The following is a 16,095-nucleotide window of genomic DNA, read 5'->3' on the forward strand; positions in this document are numbered from 1 at the left end:
TTCTCTGCATTATCATTTTCTACGACTGTCAAAAATCGCTCATTTTTTATTGAGTTTATTTGTTTAATATTATGGGAAAAGATGATGCATATTGGAGAGGAAGAGTATTCCCCGATCAAGCGACCGGGGAAGGGTAGAGATTAATGCGCGCGGCCTTGCTCAACGCCAAAGCCGGTCTGGGAGCGGATAAACTGTGCACGGAACAGTTCACGCTCGCGCGCACCTTCCGCTGAATTATCCGTTGCCGAGAAGAACCAGATGCCGAGGAATGCCACACTGATAGAGAACAGCGCCGGGTATTCGTACGGGAAGATGGCTTTTTCGTGACCGAGGATCTGTACCCAAATGGTAGGGCCGAGAATCATCAGTACCACTGCGGTAATCAGCCCCAGCCAGCCTCCCATCATCGCGCCACGGGTGGTCAGTTTCGACCAGTACATGGAAAGCAGAATGATCGGGAAGTTACAGCTCGCCGCGATGGCAAACGCCAGGCCCACCATAAAGGCGATGTTCTGATTCTCAAACAGCACGCCGAGGATAATCGCAATCACGCCCAAAATCAGGACGGTGATTTTCGAGACTCGCAGTTCTTCACGCTCGGTTGCGCCTTTTTTGAAGACGTTAGCGTACAGGTCATGCGAAACCGCGGAAGCACCCGCCAGCGTCAGTCCCGCAACCACCGCAAGAATGGTGGCGAAAGCAACCGCTGAAATAAAGCCGAGGAACAGGTTACCGCCCACGGCATTGGCCAGGTGAACTGCCGCCATGTTGTTACCACCAATCAGATGGCCCGCCGCGTCTTTATATTCCGGATTCGCACCGACCAGCATGATTGCGCCAAAGCCGATAATAAAGGTCAGGATATAGAAGTAACCCATAAATCCGGTGGCGTAGAACACGCTCTTACGCGCTTCGCGGGCATCGCTGACCGTAAAGAAGCGCATCAGAATATGCGGCAAGCCCGCCGTACCAAACATCAGCCCCAGACCCAGCGACAGCGCAGAGATTGGATCTTTCACCAGTCCGCCCGGCTTCATGATATCGACACCTTTCGGGTGTACCGCCATCGCTTCGCTGAACAGATTGTTGAAGCTAAAGCCGACGTGTTTCATCACCATAAAGGCCATAAAGCTGGCACCAAACAGTAACAGCACAGCTTTGATAATCTGTACCCAGGTGGTCGCCAGCATGCCGCCGAACAGGACGTACATCATCATCAGCACGCCGACCAGCACTACCGCAATGTGATAGTTAAGGCCAAACAGCAGCTCGATGAGTTTACCAGCCCCCACCATCTGGGCGATAAGGTAAAGCGCCACCACCACCAGAGAACCACAGGCCGAAAGAATACGGATTGGCCCCTGTTTCAGGCGGTAAGAGGCTACATCGGCAAAGGTGTAGCGACCGAGGTTACGCAGACGTTCGGCAATCAGGAACAGAATGATCGGCCAGCCCACCAGGAAGCCCAGCGAGTAAATTAAACCATCATAGCCGGAGGTAAACACCAGCGCGGAGATACCCAAAAATGAGGCGGCAGACATATAGTCCCCGGCAATCGCCAGCCCGTTCTGGAAACCGGTGATATTGCCGCCTGCGGTGTAGTAGTCATTACGCGAACGTACGCGTTTTGACGCCCAGTAGGTAATGCCGAGCGTAAACACGACGAAAATCAGGAACATAATAATTGCCTGCCAGTTCGTTGGCTGGCGCTCTACGGCCCCGCTAATAGCATCCGCGGCGTTAGCTGCGAAAGGGAGTGTGGCGGCAAGCGCCGTCAGAACTCTTTTCATGATGCTTGTACCTCATGCAGGACTTCATTATTAAGACGGTCGAATTCGCCGTTCGCCCGCCAGATGTAGATACCAGTGAGAACAAAGGAGATCACAATTACTCCAACACCAATCGGAATACCGCGTGTGACGCTGGTGTTCGGATTCAGCGGAGTGCCCAGCCAGCCGGGCGCGAAGGCGATCAGTAAAATAAAGCCGATATAAACTGCCAGCATAATAATCGACAGGATGGTGGCAAACCGTTGCCGTTTTTCGACTAACTCCCTGAAATGCGCATTGTCTTCTATCCGCTGATAAATAGTGCCATTCATCACAGATTCTCCAGAGGTAATGTAGGGATTGTTTTAATTCCCGCGCCCTTATGGGAGCGGGTTAACGCCCAGGTAACCCTCGCCGAATGTAGGCTGGATAAGGCGTTATACGCCGCATCCGGCAATCAATGCCTGATGCGACGCTGTCGCGTCTTATCAGGCCTACAAATCGTTTCCGACTTGTTGCCCGGCTCGCATCCGGCAATTGAGAGTTACGAGGGCATCGCGATAGCCTGCTTCTCTTCAAGCAGCTTCTCGACAACGCCAGGATCGGCAAGCGTCGAGGTATCGCCCAGGTTGCTGGTATCGCCCGCCGCTATTTTGCGCAGAATACGGCGCATAATTTTGCCGGAGCGGGTTTTTGGCAGGGAGTCGGTCCAGTGCAGCACGTCTGGCGTTGCCAGCGGGCCAATCTCTTTACGCACCCAGTTGCGGACTTCTGCGTACAGTTCTGGTGACGGTTCCTCCCCGTGATTAAGCGTGACGTAGGCGTAGATCGCCTGACCTTTAATATTGTGCGGAATACCGACGACAGCGGCTTCGGCAATCTTCGGATGTGCCACCAGCGCCGACTCAATCTCCGCTGTTCCCAGACGATGACCGGAGACGTTCAGCACGTCGTCCACACGCCCGGTGATCCAGTAATAGCCATCTTCATCACGTCGCGCGCCGTCGCCGCTGAAATACATATTTTTGAAGGTGGAGAAGTAGGTCTGTTCAAAGCGTTCGTGATCGCCAAACAATGTACGCGCCTGACCAGGCCAGGAGTCGGTGATCACCAGGCTGCCTTCGGTAGCCCCTTCCAGCGGGTTACCTTCGTTATCGACCAGCGCCGGTTGCACGCCGAAGAACGGACGCGTTGCGGAACCTGCTTTTAGCTCGGTAGCACCAGGCAGTGGTGTGATCATGAAACCGCCGGTTTCGGTCTGCCACCAGGTATCGACCACCGGACATTTCTCGTTGCCGATCTTCTTCCAGTACCACTCCCACGCTTCCGGGTTGATTGGCTCGCCTACGGAACCGAGAATGCGCAGCGACGAACGGTCAGTGCCTTCGATCGCTTTATCGCCTTCTGCCATCAGCGCGCGGATCGCCGTGGGCGCGGTATAGAGAATATTGACCTGATGCTTGTCCACCACCTGGGCCATACGGGCAGGCGTCGGCCAGTTCGGTACGCCTTCAAACATCAACGTGGTCGCGCCGCAGGCCAGCGGGCCATACAGCAAATAACTGTGTCCGGTAACCCAGCCCACATCGGCGGTGCACCAGTAGATATCGCCAGGATGATAATCAAAGACATATTTAAAGGTCAGCGCCGCGTACACCAGATAACCGCCGGTAGTGTGCAGCACGCCTTTCGGCTTACCGGTAGAACCGGAGGTATAGAGAATAAACAGCGGATCTTCGGCGTTCATCTCTTGCGCCTGGTGCTGATCGCTCGCTTGCTCAATCAGATCGTGCCACCACAGATCGCGCCCTTCCTGCCAGTCAATTTTTCCGCCAGTACGCTTCAGTACCACCACATGCTCAACGCTAGTGACATTCGGATTTTTTAGCGCGTCATCGACGTTTTTCTTCAGCGGAATACTGCGCCCAGCGCGCACACCTTCGTCAGAAGTGATCACCAACCGTGAGTTGGAATCGATAATGCGTCCGGCAACGGCCTCTGGTGAGAAGCCGCCGAAAATCACCGAATGCACCGCGCCAATGCGGGCGCAGGCCAGCATTGCGACCGCAGCTTCCGGCACCATCGGCATATAAATCGCCACTACATCACCTTTTTTAATGCCCAGCTCGAGCAGGGTATTGGCAAAGCGGCAAACATCGCGATGCAGCTCTTTATAGCTGATATGTTTGCTCTGGCTGGCGTCGTCGCCTTCCCAGATGATGGCGGTGCGATCGCCGTTTTCTTGCAGATGGCGGTCAAGGCAGTTCGCCGCCAGATTCAGCGTGCCGTCCTCGTACCATTTAATGGACACATTACCCGGGGCAAAGGAGGTGTTTTTCACCTTCTGGTACGGTTTGATCCAGTCGAGAATTTTTCCCTGTTCGCCCCAGAAGGTATCTGGTGCGTTAATAGATTGTTGATACATCGCCTCGTACTGCTGAGGGTTTATCAGGCAACGGTCTGCGATGTTGGCAGGAATGGTGTGTTTGTGAATTTGACTCATGCTTTTGTTCTCCTTGTAGGATGTTAATAATATGTGGCATAAGCGTTAAATGTAGGGGTATTGGCAGTTTTGTTTAGTATTTGGGCGACAGATCACGCAAAAGTAGAATTGTGCAAATAAACGGCAGGGTAATTTTTGAAGGTCAGCAACAAAAGTTGATTAATTCTTTGAGGAACATGCAGTTATGCATGCCGTTGAAAAAGAGGAAAATACTGACTAACTCTAAAGTGGTATTTTACATGCACTTACAATTGATTAAAGACAACATTCACAGTGTGGTTATTTGTTACACATAGGAGCGAGCAATGTCATGGCAGTGTAGGTGCGGTTACTGTCGTGAAAAACAATAAAAACCGCCATTGCAACAATGGCGCAATTCGGATGAAGCCCCTATGACAAGGATAAAAATAAACGCACGCCGTATCTTCAGCTTATTGATTCCTTTTTTCTTTTTCACTTCTGTTCACGCTGAACAAACGGCTGCTCCCGCAAAACCTGTAACTGTGGAAGCGAAGAATGAAACCTTTGCCCCGCAGCATCCCGATCAATATCTCTCCTGGAAAGCCACCTCGGAACAGTCAGAGCGTGTTGACGCCCTGGCGGAAGATCCACGACTGGTGATTCTGTGGGCGGGGTATCCTTTCTCGCGCGATTACAACAAGCCGCGCGGACATGCCTTTGCGGTAACCGATGTTCGTGAAACCCTGCGTACCGGTGCGCCGAAAAACGCTGAAGATGGTCCGCTACCGATGGCATGCTGGAGTTGTAAAAGCCCGGATGTGGCGCGTCTGATCCAGAAAGACGGCGAAGATGGCTACTTCCACGGTAAATGGGCGCGTGGCGGCCCGGAAATCGTCAACAACTTAGGTTGTGCCGACTGCCATAACACCGCCTCACCAGAGTTCGCCAAAGGCAAACCGGAATTAACCCTTTCCCGTCCGTATGCGGCTCGCGCGATGGAAGCCATTGGTAAACCTTTTGAGAAAGCCGGACGCTTCGACCAGCAATCGATGGTTTGCGGTCAGTGCCATGTGGAATATTACTTCGACGGCAAAAACAAAGCCGTTAAATTCCCGTGGGATGATGGTATGAAAGTCGAAAATATGGAGCAGTATTACGACAAAATTGCCTTCTCTGACTGGACTAACTCCCTGTCGAAAACACCAATGCTGAAAGCGCAGCACCCGGAATATGAAACCTGGACAGCGGGCATTCACGGTAAAAACAACGTGACCTGTATCGACTGCCATATGCCAAAAGTGCAGAACGCCGAAGGCAAACTCTACACCGACCATAAAATTGGTAATCCGTTTGATAACTTCGCCCAGACTTGTGCCAACTGCCATACCCAGGACAAAGCTGCCTTGCAAAAAGTGGTCGCGGAACGTAAGCAGTCGATTAACGACCTGAAAATCAAGGTTGAAGATCAACTGGTTCACGCTCACTTCGAAGCGAAAGCGGCGCTGGACGCAGGCGCGACAGAAGCCGAAATGAAGCCCATTCAGGACGATATTCGTCATGCCCAGTGGCGTTGGGATCTGGCGATCGCTTCCCACGGCATTCATATGCACGCACCGGAAGAAGGTCTGAGGATGCTCGGTACGGCGATGGATAAAGCGGCGGATGCGCGCACCAAACTGGCGCGCCTGCTGGCGACCAAAGGCATCACCCATGAAATCCAGATCCCGGATATCTCAACCAAAGAGAAAGCCCAGCAGGCCATTGGCCTGAACATGGAACAAATCAAGGCTGAGAAGCAGGACTTTATCAAAACGGTGATCCCGCAGTGGGAAGAGCAGGCACGTAAAAACGGTCTGTTAAGCCAATAACCCCGTTCCGCCTCGCAAGGGGCGGAAAACACAATGGAGTGAATATGAGCGTATTACGTTCGTTATTAACTGCCGGGGTGCTGGCGTCGGGCCTGTTGTGGAGCCTGAACGGAATTACCGCTACCCCTGCGTCGCAGGCATCTGGTGATCGCTACGAAGTTACCCAGCAGCGTAACCCGGATGCCGCCTGTCTGGACTGTCATAAACCAGATACCGAAGGTATGCATGGCAAACATGCTTCCGTTATCAACCCGAATAACAAACTGCCGGTCACCTGCACCAACTGTCACGGCCAGCCATCACCGCAACACCGCGAAGGGGTGAAAGATGTGATGCGCTTTAACGAGCCGATGTACAAGGTTGGAGAGCAGAACAGCGTCTGTATGTCCTGCCATCTGCCGGAACAGTTGCAAAAAGCGTTCTGGCCGCACGATGTCCACGTAACCAAAGTGGCGTGCGCCAGCTGCCATTCCCTGCATCCACAGCAAGATACGATGCAGACGTTAAGTGACAAAGGACGGATTAAGATTTGCGTCGATTGCCACAGCGATCAGCGCACCAATCCGAACTTTAACCCGGCGTCTGTTCCGTTGCTTAAGGAGCAGCCATGACCTGGTCTCGTCGCCAGTTTCTCACCGGCGTCGGCGTGCTGGCAGCCGTCAGCGGCACCGCAGGACGCGTGGTGGCGAAAACGTTGAATATCAATGGGGTGCGTTACGGCATGGTGCATGACGAGTCGTTATGCATCGGCTGTACTGCCTGTATGGATGCTTGTCGGGAAGCGAACAATGTGCCGGAAGGCGTCTCGCGCCTGACAATTATTCGTAGCGAGCCGCAGGGCGAATTTCCTGATGTGAAATATCGCTTCTTTCGTAAGTCTTGCCAGCACTGCGACCATGCACCGTGCGTTGACGTCTGCCCAACGGGTGCGTCTTTTCGCGATGCTGCCAGCGGGATTGTCGATGTTAACCCGGATCTCTGCGTCGGTTGTCAGTACTGCATCGCCGCCTGTCCGTACCGCGTGCGCTTTATCCATCCGGTCACGAAGACGGCGGACAAATGCGATTTCTGCCGTAAGACCAATTTGCAGGCCGGTAAGTTGCCCGCGTGCGTTGAGGCTTGCCCAACGAAGGCGCTGACGTTTGGCAATCTGGACGATCCCAACAGTGAGATTTCGCAACTGCTACGCCAGAAGCCCACTTACCGTTACAAGCTGGCGCTGGGAACCAAACCGAAGCTGTACCGCGTACCGTTTAAATACGGGGAGGTGAGCCAATGACGCAGACTTCCGCATTTCATTTTGAATCGCTGGTGTGGGACTGGCCGATTGCCATCTATCTGTTTTTGATTGGTATTTCTGCCGGTCTGGTGACACTGGCCGTGCTGTTACGTCGCTTCTACCCGCAGGCGGGTGGTGCAGACAGTACGTTGCTGCGAACCACGCTGATTGTCGGGCCTGGCGCGGTGATCCTCGGTCTGTTGATTCTCGTCTTCCACCTGACAAGACCGTGGACCTTCTGGAAGCTGATGTTCCATTACAGTTTTACCTCGGTGATGTCGATGGGGGTGATGCTGTTTCAGCTCTACATGGTGGTGCTGGTGTTGTGGCTGGCGAAAATCTTTGAACATGATTTGCTTGCCCTGCAACAACGCTGGTTGCCGAAGCTGGGAATTGTGCAAAAGGTTCTGAGCCTGCTGACGCCCGTTCACCGCGGATTGGAAACGCTGATGTTGGTGCTGGCGGTGTTGCTGGGGGCTTATACCGGCTTTCTGCTGTCTGCGCTGAAATCATATCCGTTCCTCAATAATCCGATTTTACCGGTGCTGTTCCTCTTCTCCGGCATTTCGTCCGGTGCGGCGGTGGCGTTGATCGCTATGGCGATACGCCAGCGCAGTAATCCGCACTCCACGGAAGCGCACTTTGTTCACCGTATGGAAATCCCTGTGGTATGGGGCGAAATCTTCCTGCTGGTGGCGTTTTTTGTTGGACTGGCGCTGGGCGATGACGGCAAAGTGCGTGCGCTGGTGGCAGCATTGGGCGGTGGTTTCTGGACGTGGTGGTTCTGGCTTGGTGTCGCCGGGCTGGGGCTGATTGTGCCAATGTTGCTCAAACCGTGGGTGAATCGTAGTTCCGGCATTACTGCCGTGCTGGCGGCGTGTGGAGCCAGCCTGGTCGGGGTGTTGATGCTGCGCTTTTTCATTCTCTACGCCGGGCAGTTAACGGTGGCGTAAGCCAGAACAGAGGTGGTTTCTGGACGTATTCCTTCCTGAAGTCGGTTTTCTGGCGTTGTTGTTAAGTCTCGGGGTCAACGTGTTGACCCCGTTGACGGCCTTCGCGGGAGTGCGGTTGCGCTGGCTTGCCATGATGCGACTCACTTGCATCGGCATTCTGGCGCAGTTCGCGCTCCTGCTGCTCGCCTTTGGCGTACTGACGTATTGTTTTCTCATCAGCGATTTCTCGGTCATTTATGTCGCCCAACATAGCTACAGCCTGCTGTCGTGGGAACTCAAACTGGCGGCAGTGTGGGGAGGGCATGAAGGTTCGTTGCTACTTTGGGTGCTACTCCTTTCCGCGTGGAGTGCGCTGTTTGCCTGGCATTATCGGCAGCAAACCGATCCGCTATTTCCGCTGACATTAGCCGTTTTATCTCTCATGCTCGCCGCACTGTTGCTGTTTGTGGTGCTGTGGTCCGATCCGTTTGCGCGGATATTTCCGCCAGCAATCGAAGGCCGCGATCTCAATCCGATGCTGCAACATCCCGGTCTTATATTCCATCCGCCGCTGCTTTACCTTGGCTATGGCGGTTTGATGGTAGCGGCGAGCGTGGCGCTGGCGAGTCTACTGCGCGGCGAATTTGATGGTGTCAGCGCCCGAATTTGCTGGCGTTGGGCACTACCTGGCTGGAGCGCATTAACGGCGGGGATCATCCTTGGTTCCTGGTGGGCCTATTGCGAACTGGGCTGGGGCGGCTGGTGGTTCTGGGACCCGGTGGAAAACGCCTCTTTATTACCCTGGCTTTCTGCCACTGCGCTGCTGCACAGTTTGTCCCTGACACGCCAGCGGGGGATTTTCCGCCACTGGTCGCTGTTACTGGCGATAGTTACTCTGATGCTGTCATTGCTGGGCACCTTAATTGTCCGTTCTGGCATTCTGGTTTCGGTTCATGCGTTCGCGCTGGATAACGTCCGCGCCGTGCCGTTGTTCAGCCTGTTTGCACTGATTAGCCTTGCGTCTCTGGCTCTGTATGGCTGGCGAGCGCGGGACGGTGGCCCGGCGGTGCGTTGTTCGGGGTTATCGCGGGAAATGTTAATCCTCGCTACGCTGTTGCTGTTTTGCGCAGTGCTACTGATCGTGCTGGTGGGAACGCTTTATCCGATGATTTACGGCCTGCTGGGCTGGGGACGCCTCTCCGTTGGTGCGCCATATTTTAACCGCGCAACGTTACCGTTTGGTCTGTTGATGCTGGTGGTGATTGTGCTGGCGACGTTTGTCTCTGGCAAACGCGTGCAGCTTCCGGCGCTGCTGGCGCATGCGGGTGTGCTGTTATTTGCCGCGGGGATCGTGGTTTCAAGCGTCAGCCGTCAGGAGATCAGCCTGAATTTACAGCCGGGTCAGCAGGTGACGCTGGCAGGATATACCTTCCGTTTTGAGCGCCTCGATCTGCAAGCCAAAGGTAATTACACCAGCGAAAAAGCGATAGTGGCGCTGTTTGACCATCAGCAACGCATTGGTGAACTGACGCCGGAGCGGCGTTTTTACGAAGCACGTCGTCAGCAAATGATGGAACCGGCAATTCGCTGGAACGGCATCCATGACTGGTATGCGGTCATGGGCGAGAAAACCGGAGCGGATCGTTACGCTTTTCGTTTGTATGTACAACGCGGTGTGCGCTGGATCTGGGGGGGAGGATTGTTGATGATTGCGGGCGCATTGTTAAGCGGATGGCGGGGGAGGAAGCGCGATGAATAAAGGGCTTCTCACGCTACTGCTGTTATTTACCTGTTTTGCGCGCGCTCAGGTTGTAGACACCTGGCAATTCGCCAATCCGCAACAACAGGAACAGGCGTTAACTATTGCCAGCCAGTTACGCTGCCCGCAGTGCCAGAATCAGAACTTACTGGAATCCAATGCGCCGGTGGCAGTCAGTATGCGCCATCAGGTTTACAGCATGGTGGCGGAGGGGAAAAGTGAAGTCGAAATCATTGGCTGGATGACCGAACGCTACGGAGATTTTGTTCGCTATAACCCACCGTTAACCGGTCAGACGCTGGTGTTGTGGGCGCTGCCAGTGGTGTTGTTACTGCTGATGGCACTGATCCTCTGGCGGGTAAGGGCGAAGCGATGAAACAGCCTCAAATACCGGTGAAAATGCTGACAACACTCACGATATTAATGGTATTTCTCTGTATCGGCAGTTATCTGTTAAGCCCAAAATGGCAGGCGGTACGTGCGGAGTATCAGCGTCAGCGCGATCCGCTACATCAGTTTGCCAGCCAGCAAACCCCGGAAGCGCAGCTTCAGGCATTGCAGGATAAAATCCGCGCTAATCCACAAAACAGCGAACAATGGGCGTTACTGGGCGAGTATTATCTGTGGCAAAACGATTACAGCAATTCGCTGCTGGCGTACCGTCAGGCGTTGCAACTACGTGGTGAGAACGCTGAACTGTATGCGGCGCTGGCGACGGTACTTTATTACCAGGCCAGCCAGCATATGACCGCCCAGACTCGCGCAATGATCGACAAAGCCCTCGCGCTGGACTCTAACGAAATCACCGCTCTGATGCTGCTGGCTTCCGATGCGTTTATGCAGGCGAATTACGCGCAAGCCATCGAACTATGGCAAAAAGTGATGGATCTCAACTCACCCCGGATCAACCGGACACAGCTGGTCGAGTCGATTAATTTGGCGAAACTGTTGCAGCGGAGATCAGATTAATCATCTGGTGATGAAGATTATGTTATTGAGCTGCATAAAAAATAATCGAATGAACATATGCCCAAAATAATCACTAATCAGTATTATTGCAGGTTAAACAAATAAAAATCTTTCCATAACAAATGGTTATTCATTAATCCTACCATAAACTCGCGTTATTATGCATTAATGCAGCGAAAAGCTCTGTTGTTAAAGGGTTGCGCAACATACCGCGCAAATGATACTGATTATAAGCGTTAAAAAAATCTACAAACCAACGCAACACAATTCATGCCCTGGCAGTATGTCACGTTCTCGCGTTTCTGAACGGGAACGGCGCTCCATTGAGGAAGTTATTCTGATGAAAAATATAAAATTCAGCCTGGCCTGGCAGATTTTGTTTGCTATGGTGCTGGGCATTCTCCTGGGAAGCTACCTGCACTACCATAGCGACAGCCGCGACTGGCTGGTCGTCAATTTGCTCTCTCCGGCGGGTGATATCTTCATCCATCTGATCAAAATGATTGTTGTGCCGATTGTTATTTCCACGCTGGTGGTGGGTATTGCGGGTGTTGGTGATGCCAAACAGCTCGGGCGTATTGGCGCGAAAACCATTATCTATTTCGAGGTGATCACCACTGTCGCCATCATTCTGGGGATCACCCTGGCGAACGTCTTCCAGCCCGGTGCCGGGGTGGATATGTCGCAGCTGGCAACCGTCGATATCTCGAAATATCAGAGCACTACAGAAGCGGTACAGAGCAGTTCCCACGGTATTATGGGCACGATTTTGTCTCTGGTGCCGACGAATATTGTGGCGTCGATGGCGAAAGGCGAAATGCTGCCGATCATCTTCTTCTCGGTGCTGTTTGGTCTGGGGCTTTCCTCCCTGCCCGCGACGCATCGTGAACCGCTGGTGACCGTGTTCCGCTCCATCTCTGAAACCATGTTTAAAGTGACTCATATGGTGATGCGTTATGCGCCGGTGGGTGTGTTTGCGCTGATTGCGGTGACGGTGGCTAACTTTGGTTTCTCGTCTCTGTGGCCACTGGCGAAACTGGTGCTGCTGGTGCATTTCGCCATTCTGTTCTTCGCGCTGGTAGTGCTGGGAATTGTGGCGCGCCTGTGCGGGTTAAGCGTCTGGATCCTGATTCGTATTCTGAAAGATGAGCTGATTCTGGCGTACTCCACTGCCAGTTCTGAAAGCGTGCTGCCGCGAATTATTGAGAAGATGGAAGCCTACGGTGCACCGGCGTCGATCACCAGTTTCGTGGTGCCGACCGGTTACTCTTTTAACCTTGATGGTTCAACGCTATATCAAAGTATTGCCGCTATCTTCATCGCTCAACTGTATGGTATTGACCTGTCCATCTGGCAGGAAATCATTCTGGTGCTGACGCTGATGGTGACCTCGAAAGGGATTGCTGGCGTGCCGGGCGTGTCGTTTGTGGTGTTGCTGGCAACGCTGGGCAGCGTAGGGATCCCGCTGGAAGGTCTGGCGTTTATTGCCGGTGTTGACCGTATCCTCGACATGGCGCGTACTGCGCTGAACGTGGTGGGTAATGCGCTGGCGGTGCTGGTGATTGCCAAGTGGGAACACAAATTTGACCGTAAGAAAGCGCTGGCTTATGAGCGCGAAGTGCTGGGCAAATTTGATAAAACTGCGGATCAATAATTGAGGATTGCCGGGGACATACACCCGGCAATGTGTGGATGCCTGATGCGACGCTTGCCGCGTCTTATCAGGCCTACGCCAGACAGCGCAATAGCTTGATTTAGGGTGATTTTGTAGGTCGGATAAGGCGTTTACGCCGCATCCGACATCAATATCTGATGCGACGCTTACCGCGTCTTATCAGGCCTACGCCAGACTGCGCAATAGCCTGATTTAGCGTGATTTTGTAGGTCGGATAAGGCGTTTACGCCGCATCCGACATCAATGCCTGATGCGACGCTTGCCGCGTCTTATCAGGCCTACATTAACCGTTAGTTAATTTTTCAAACTCTTCACACCCGGTATCAAACCCTTCCATACAGCTCAGGTTCAGCCAGTGCAGCGCCTTCTGTTTGTTCTTCTCGATAAAACCTTCTTCACCATTTAAGAACATCATTCCCGCCCAGTACTCGGAATAACCGGTTCGGGAAATCGCAGAGCTGCGTTTGAAATACCAGGTTGCCTTGTCATCGTCGGCCTTAATGCCCACGCCGTTGGCGTAAATCAAACCAAGCAGCATTTGGGCATCGACGGCGGAGTCGTTCTCCAGATCTTCCGAGGCGTTTTCTAACAGCGAAATCGCCTTTGGATAATCCGCTTTACCCGCTTGCGTATTTACCAGAATATGCGCCAGCGTTACTTCACCTTCTTTACTGCCCGCTTGCGCCGCTTTCTCTGCAAGAACTTTTGCTTGTGGATAGTCCAGACTGACCGGATTGGTGATTTTGATCTGCGCCAACAGCGCGCAGGCATCAGCATCACCGCTGTCGGCGGCTTTCTGTGCCCAATATTCGGCTTTGCTCAAATCGCCGGAGCTAAACCAGCTGTCGGCAAGAAAATATTGTGCGCGTCGGTCTCCAGCCTCTGCAGCCTTGAGATACTGACTGCCAGGCTCGGAGCCGTTCGCGTGGGCAAAGAATGTCAAAAACAACATCAATGCGATAATTTTTTTCATTTTGATAATACGATTGGGTAGGGAGTAACCAGTATAAAGAGTTCGAATGGATAAAAAAACAGCCTCCGAAAGGAGGCTGTAGAAAGGACTGTATTACGCCAGTGCCGCTTCGCGCAGGCGAGTTTTCAACTTGTTGTACTCGTCAATCACGTACTGCTCGGCGGCGCGCTGATCGGCGATCGGCTCGACGCGCACGGCGCAGTATTTGTATTCCGGCGTTTTCGTAATCGGGCTTAAGTTTTCGGTAACCAGCTCGTTACAGGCACCAATCCACCACTGGTAGGTCATGTAAATCGCCCCTTTGTTCGGACGATCGCTGACCTGCGCACGGGTGATAATTTTGCCTTTACGCGAGTGCACCCAAACCAATGCCTCATCTTCAATACCCAGACGTTTGGCGTCTTCGGTATTGATTTGTGCGTAGCCAGGTTCATCAGCCAGCGCCGCCAGTGCCGCACAGTTACCGGTCATCGAACGGCAAGAGTAGTGACCGACTTCACGCACCGTTGACAGTACCATCGGATACTCGTCGGTGAGTTTGTCGATTGGCGCTACCCAGTCGCAGGTGAAGAACTGCGCCAGACCGTTCGGAGTATCAAACTTCTCTTTAAACAGATAAGAAGTCCCCTGATCGGCATCTGAAGTATCGCGACAAGGCCACTGAATGAAGCCCAGTTCGCCCATTTTCTCGTAAGTCGCACCGTAGAAATCCGGGCACAGATGACGCAACTCATCCCAGATCTCCTGGGTGTTGTTGTAGTGCATCGGATAACCCATACGGGTGGCGATTTCACTGATAATCTGCCAGTCCGTTTTCAGATCCCATTTCGGTTCAACTGCTTTGAAGAAACGCTGGAAGCCACGGTCAGCCGCAGTAAACACGCCTTCATGCTCGCCCCACGACGTTGACGGTAAAATGACATCCGCCGCCGACGCGGTTTTGGTCATAAAGATGTCCTGAACGATGACCAGTTCCAGATCTTCAAAGGCTTTACGTACTGCCGACAGCTCCGCGTCAGTTTGTAGCGGATCTTCGCCCATAATGTACGCGGCACGCACTTCACCATGCGCTGCGCGGTGCGGCAGCTCGCTGATGCGATAACCGGTATGAGCAGGCAGGCTTTCCACGCCCCAGGCTTTGGCGAATTTCTCGCGGTTAGCCGGATCTTTCACATACTGGTAGCCAGGGTAAGTATCTGGCAGTGCGCCCATATCGCAGGCACCCTGCACGTTGTTTTGCCCACGAACCGGGTTTACACCCGCATGCGGCTTACCGAGGTTACCGGTCAGCATCGCGAGGCTGGTCAGAGAACGCACGGTTTCCACGCCCTGGTAGAACTGGGTTACACCCATGCCCCACAGGATGGCGGCGCTTTTCGCCTGGGCATACATCCGCGCCGCCTGACGAATCTCACTGGCGCTGACGCCGGTGATATCTTCAACCGACTCCGGCGTGTAGCCTTCAACGATTTTACGATACTCTTCAAAGCCTTCTGTACGGGAAGCGACGAACGCTTTGTCGTACAGATTTTCTTCAATAATGACATGGCCCATTGCATTCAACAGCGCGATGTTCGAGCCGTTTTTCAGTGCAATGTGCATGTCAGCAATGCGCGCAGTTTCAATTTTGCGCGGATCGCAGACGATAATTTTCGCCCCGTTACGTTTAGCGTTAATTACGTGATTCGCCACGATAGGGTGGGAATCCGCCGGGTTGTACCCGAAAACGAACACTAAGTCGGTATTATCAATTTCGTTAATAGCATTGCTCATTGCGCCATTACCGACCGATTGGTGCAGACCTGCAACCGATGGGCCGTGTCAGACACGAGCGCAGCAATCAACGTTATTGGTACCAATAACGGCGCGCGCAAATTTTTGCATTACATAGTTGGTTTCGTTACCCGTACCACGCGAGGAGCCGGTCGTCTGGATGGCATCCGGACCGTACTTCTCTTTGATGGCGCTCAGGCGCTCGGCAACGTAATTCAGTGCCTCATCCCAGGAAACAGGTTCGAGTTTGCCGCCACGCTGGCGACGAATCATGGGGGTTTTCAGGCGCGGGGTCAGGATCTGGGTATCGTTAATGAAATCCCAGCCATAATACCCCTTCAGACACAGGGTACCCTGGTTGGTTTTGCCCTGCGCTGCCTCCGCCCGGACGATTTTGCCGTTATCGACGACCAGGTTGATTTTGCAACCTGATGCGCAATAGGGGCAAACCGTGACGACTTTTTTCATCGGTCTCGCTCCAGTTAATCAAATCACGCATACGCGCTCTCGACTACAGTATGCATCTTTTATGCCACATTTTATTTGGGGTCATTCCCTGATATTACGGGCACTATTTGTTCAAAACTCTGACGAAAAACAGGCTGTCGTCAGTTTTGACGTGACGAAACGAAAT

General features: G+C 53.2%; 13 protein-coding genes. 8 read left to right on the top strand and 5 right to left on the bottom strand.

The genetic code is table 11. The annotated features are described in order from the left end of the window. Positions 1–140: 140 nt before the first annotated feature. From actP to acs, 3 genes are all read right to left on the bottom strand, one after another. Positions 141–1,790 carry a cation/acetate symporter ActP gene (gene actP, locus ATB02_RS16515; protein ID WP_000832550.1) on the bottom strand — a complete coding sequence of 550 codons (1,650 nt, stop codon included), beginning with the start codon at positions 1,788–1,790 and terminating at the stop codon, positions 141–143. Next, entirely contained in the window at positions 1,787–2,101 is a 315-nt protein-coding gene (locus ATB02_RS16520) for a DUF485 domain-containing protein (RefSeq protein ID WP_001014565.1), read from the bottom strand. The genes actP and ATB02_RS16520 overlap by 4 nt, the downstream gene beginning before the upstream one ends. 212 nt (positions 2,102–2,313) lie before the next feature. Next, positions 2,314–4,272 (bottom strand): acetate--CoA ligase, encoded by a 1,959-nt coding sequence (gene acs, locus ATB02_RS16525; protein WP_000078206.1) that lies wholly within the window; start codon positions 4,270–4,272, stop codon positions 2,314–2,316. A 392-nt stretch (positions 4,273–4,664) separates the two neighbouring features. Between acs and nrfA the strand changes: the two genes are divergently transcribed. The 8 genes from nrfA to gltP all read left to right on the top strand — a co-directional run bounded on the left by nrfA (position 4,665) and on the right by gltP (position 12,694). Continuing rightward, a complete protein-coding gene (nrfA, locus tag ATB02_RS16540; protein ID WP_000196875.1) occupies positions 4,665–6,101 on the top strand; it encodes an ammonia-forming nitrite reductase cytochrome c552 subunit in 1,437 nt (478 codons plus the stop codon). Between the two features lie 44 nt (positions 6,102–6,145). Beyond that, positions 6,146–6,712 (top strand): cytochrome c nitrite reductase pentaheme subunit, encoded by a 567-nt coding sequence (gene nrfB, locus ATB02_RS16545; RefSeq protein ID WP_001353532.1) that lies wholly within the window; start codon positions 6,146–6,148, stop codon positions 6,710–6,712. Beyond that, entirely contained in the window at positions 6,709–7,380 is a 672-nt protein-coding gene (gene nrfC / locus ATB02_RS16550) for a cytochrome c nitrite reductase Fe-S protein (RefSeq protein ID WP_032185690.1), read from the top strand. Before nrfB ends, nrfC begins: the two co-directional genes overlap by 4 nt. Next, positions 7,377–8,333, top strand: coding sequence for a cytochrome c nitrite reductase subunit NrfD (nrfD, locus tag ATB02_RS16555; RefSeq protein WP_032185691.1), 957 nt, complete (start codon positions 7,377–7,379; stop codon positions 8,331–8,333). The genes nrfC and nrfD overlap by 4 nt, the downstream gene beginning before the upstream one ends. 19 nt (positions 8,334–8,352) lie before the next feature. Further along, positions 8,353–10,071: a heme lyase CcmF/NrfE family subunit gene (locus ATB02_RS16560; RefSeq protein WP_105271906.1), complete on the top strand. Its 1,719-nt coding sequence runs from the start codon at positions 8,353–8,355 to the stop codon at positions 10,069–10,071. Then, positions 10,064–10,447, top strand: coding sequence for a heme lyase NrfEFG subunit NrfF (gene nrfF, locus ATB02_RS16565; protein WP_105271907.1), 384 nt, complete (start codon positions 10,064–10,066; stop codon positions 10,445–10,447). The genes ATB02_RS16560 and nrfF overlap by 8 nt, the downstream gene beginning before the upstream one ends. Next, on the top strand, positions 10,444–11,040 hold the full coding sequence (nrfG, locus tag ATB02_RS16570) for a heme lyase NrfEFG subunit NrfG (protein ID WP_000812977.1): 597 nt from the start codon (positions 10,444–10,446) through the stop codon (positions 11,038–11,040). Before nrfF ends, nrfG begins: the two co-directional genes overlap by 4 nt. Before the next feature lie 340 nt (positions 11,041–11,380). Then, positions 11,381–12,694, top strand: a complete 1,314-nt coding sequence (gene gltP, locus ATB02_RS16580) for a glutamate/aspartate:proton symporter GltP (protein ID WP_000789589.1) — start codon at positions 11,381–11,383, stop codon at positions 12,692–12,694. Between the two features lie 304 nt (positions 12,695–12,998). Here gltP and yjcO read toward each other — a convergent pair whose 3' ends face one another. Next, positions 12,999–13,688, bottom strand: a complete 690-nt coding sequence (gene yjcO / locus ATB02_RS16585; protein ID WP_105271908.1) for a Sel1 family TPR-like repeat protein YjcO — start codon at positions 13,686–13,688, stop codon at positions 12,999–13,001. Positions 13,689–13,781: 93 nt separating this feature from the next. Continuing rightward, positions 13,782–15,929 carry a formate dehydrogenase subunit alpha gene (gene fdhF, locus ATB02_RS16590; RefSeq protein WP_001300547.1) on the bottom strand — a complete coding sequence of 716 codons (2,148 nt, stop codon included), beginning with the start codon at positions 15,927–15,929 and terminating at the stop codon, positions 13,782–13,784. Positions 15,930–16,095: the final 166 nt, after the last annotated feature.

This window comes from Escherichia sp. MOD1-EC5189 (assembly GCF_002966045.1).
Lineage (GTDB): Bacteria > Pseudomonadota > Gammaproteobacteria > Enterobacterales > Enterobacteriaceae > Escherichia > Escherichia coli_F.